The 2,553-nt window shown below is 41.4% G+C and carries 3 protein-coding genes; all 3 read left to right on the top strand.

Translation table 11 applies throughout. From position 1 onward, the window contains the following. The first annotated feature begins 260 nt into the window (after positions 1–260). Positions 261–467 carry a hypothetical protein gene (locus LHW48_07000; protein MCB5260204.1) on the top strand — a complete coding sequence of 69 codons (207 nt, stop codon included), beginning with the start codon at positions 261–263 and terminating at the stop codon, positions 465–467. Between the two features lie 167 nt (positions 468–634). Continuing rightward, positions 635–1,603: an ATP-binding protein gene (locus LHW48_06995; GenBank protein ID MCB5260203.1), complete on the top strand. Its 969-nt coding sequence runs from the start codon at positions 635–637 to the stop codon at positions 1,601–1,603. Positions 1,604–1,606: 3 nt separating this feature from the next. After that, positions 1,607–2,553 (top strand): peptidase S8 (locus tag LHW48_06990; GenBank protein ID MCB5260202.1); only part of this gene is annotated, 947 nt, incomplete at its 3' end.

Genomic DNA, 2,553 nt, shown 5'->3' with positions numbered 1-2,553 from the left:
TGAGGAATTAGATATTTCAAGTATTTCGGAATATAGCTATCTCCTTTCTAAGAAACAGCTTGCGTGAATACCTGCGTTCAATACACAAGGTTTATCAATGACTTAGGTGTGAGAAACATTAGTCAAAAGAAGGTTCTGGTAAAATGGGGAAATGTCTGCAGAATTTGAGGTTGACAGAAATCAGCACATCTGTTTCGTGCAAATAAGGAAGCAATTTGTTTTCTTTGTTTGTAAGATAGACTGAGACCATGGAGGAAGAAATGGCAAAAAAAGCTACAAACTCGGGCAAGCAATGGACAGACAGTGAGATTAAAAACATGAAAGATCTTGCTAAGGGGAATACTCCCACCAGACTTATTGCACATAAATTGGGGAGATCAGAAGATTCAATCAGATCAAAAGCCTCACAATTGAGTGTTTCTCTGAAGCCAACTAACCAATCACCTTATAATCGCAGAAAGAAATAGGGATTAGATTATGGCCAATGGTAGCGGGTCTAATCTTGGATTCGAAAATTGCGATCCAAGATACAATGATACCCCGGCTGATTAGACCGGAGTCGGGGAAAAAACATTGACCGGAAGCTATCCAGTCGAAAGATTGTAATTATGAAAGAAATGAATGGATGTTTACTATGGCAACAGCAGAGCAAATAAAAGCGCTGGTTAAGTCACACTTTGGCGATAGCCAGGACAGGTTTTTTTCAGTTGTTCTCCAAATTGCAGCTCATGAAGCCCTTCAAGGTCATGCTTCATTGGCGAATGATTTACGGGAAATCGTTAATGCGGAGAAGCGGAAAAAGGGACCTCGGGTTATACCTTTCCCACAAGACCTAAGAGGGTTAGTATTGACGGATGATCCATTTGAATCAATGGCCATGTTGGTCATTTCTGAACCATTAACACAGCGATTAGGCCGGATCGTTCATGAGTATAGACAACAGGATAGATTGAAATCACATGGCTTGAAGCACAGAAGAAAGATCCTTCTCATTGGACCCTCAGGAACTGGTAAAACTATGACAGCAAGAGTGATTGCGCATGAGTTGAATCTACAATTGCATACGGTTCAAGTTGACCGTCTTGTCACAAAATTTATGGGTGAGACGGGCGCAAAACTGCGGCAAATATTTGATCTGATCCAAATGGAAAATGGCGTGTACTTATTCGATGAGTTTGATGCTATCGGAGGAGAAAGGTCACTGGATAACGATGTTGGAGAAATGCGAAGAGTATTGAATTCCTTCCTGCAATTTATTGAGCAGGATGTATCGGATAGTCTTATATTTGCAGCCACAAATACTCCCGAACTTTTAGATCGAGCGCTTTTCCGTAGGTTCGACGATGTTCTCTATTACGATAAGCCGAATGAAGAAGAAAGATTAATCCTGATAAAAAACACGCTTGGTCTGTTCATCAACAAAAACTTTGCCAAGAAACAAGTGTTGAAAGAGAGCGAAGGACTAAGCCAGGCCGAACTTGTCGCAGCATGCAGAGACTCTTTAAAGAACGCCATTCTGGCTGGAACAAACAAGGTTACAGTAAGTAAGTTGTTAATCTCAATCAATGAGAGAAAAGAGGCTTGCCAACAAACTTGGAGGTAAAAAGTGAGTGATAAGAAACTGCGTCATTTGTTTATTCATACTCCCCCAGTTGCAATGCCATACACCAGTACCTCATCAGGAGGAAAAGAGGGCGTAATTCCAAAAAGAGAGCGGATACCTCATAGTCAATTCCTTCGTTCTCAGTTTGACCAAGCCTGGAAGGAAAGCGTTAATCGTCAAGCCGTTGCTCACGCCACAAAAAATGGGGTATATATTGAATTCCAGAGTGACCCTGGGGCTGTTTTGGTGACAAGAAGCCTTGAGGACATGCGCTCAAAGCAAGTGCGATTACTCAATATTAGACAAGAGGATACAAACAAAGGCAGAATAACCTACGCCACTGTTTATATGGCCCATTCAAAAAAGAGCCATTTCTTAAAAAAACTCGAGAAGTACGCCACTGAAGTTGATAACAGAAGCGGAAAACCTAAGAACCGTAATCTAATCAACAGCATTTCAGATGTCCGTATGGCTGTGCTACCATCATTTTGGCAAGATGATAAATCTGATATCCCAACAGATTCTCCCGAGTGGTGTGAAGTATGGTTGAGTAGTGATACTGACGTGGTTGTCAACCGGTTCGAAGAATTGTTATTAACAAAGGATATTCCGTCGAAGCCGAATTCCATCCGTTTCCCCGAAAGAAGTATAAAGGTTGTAAAGGTCAATCGAGCTCAAATAGATACACTGATCGAAAATTCTGACGACATCGCTGAGTTAAGAAAAGCAAAAGAAGTTTACTTTCTCCTATCTCTTAAGAACTGGGATCAGTCAGAATGGGTAAGAGACCTCCTTAATCGTGTTACTGTTTCGAAATCCAACACTTCTATTTGCATCCTTGACAATGGCGTTAATAATGGGCATCCGTTGCTTGTGCCTGTTCTGGATGGAAGTGATATGCACACAGTAGATCCACAATGGGGAACGCATGATCATGATAAGCATGGTCA

This window comes from Candidatus Cloacimonadota bacterium (assembly GCA_020532355.1).
In the GTDB taxonomy this organism is placed as follows: Bacteria; Cloacimonadota; Cloacimonadia; order Cloacimonadales; family Cloacimonadaceae; genus UBA5456.
Note: the sequence above shows the minus strand (reverse complement) of the source record. Positions and strands in the feature narration are given on the sequence as shown.

Excerpts from the sequence above, each read along its gene's own strand:
- LHW48_06995 (MCB5260203.1), top strand. The coding sequence starts at position 635 with ATGGCAACAGCAGAGCAAATAAAAGCGCTGGTTAAGTCACACTTTGGC.
- LHW48_07000 (MCB5260204.1), top strand. The coding sequence starts at position 261 with ATGGCAAAAAAAGCTACAAACTCGGGCAAGCAATGGACAGACAGTGAG.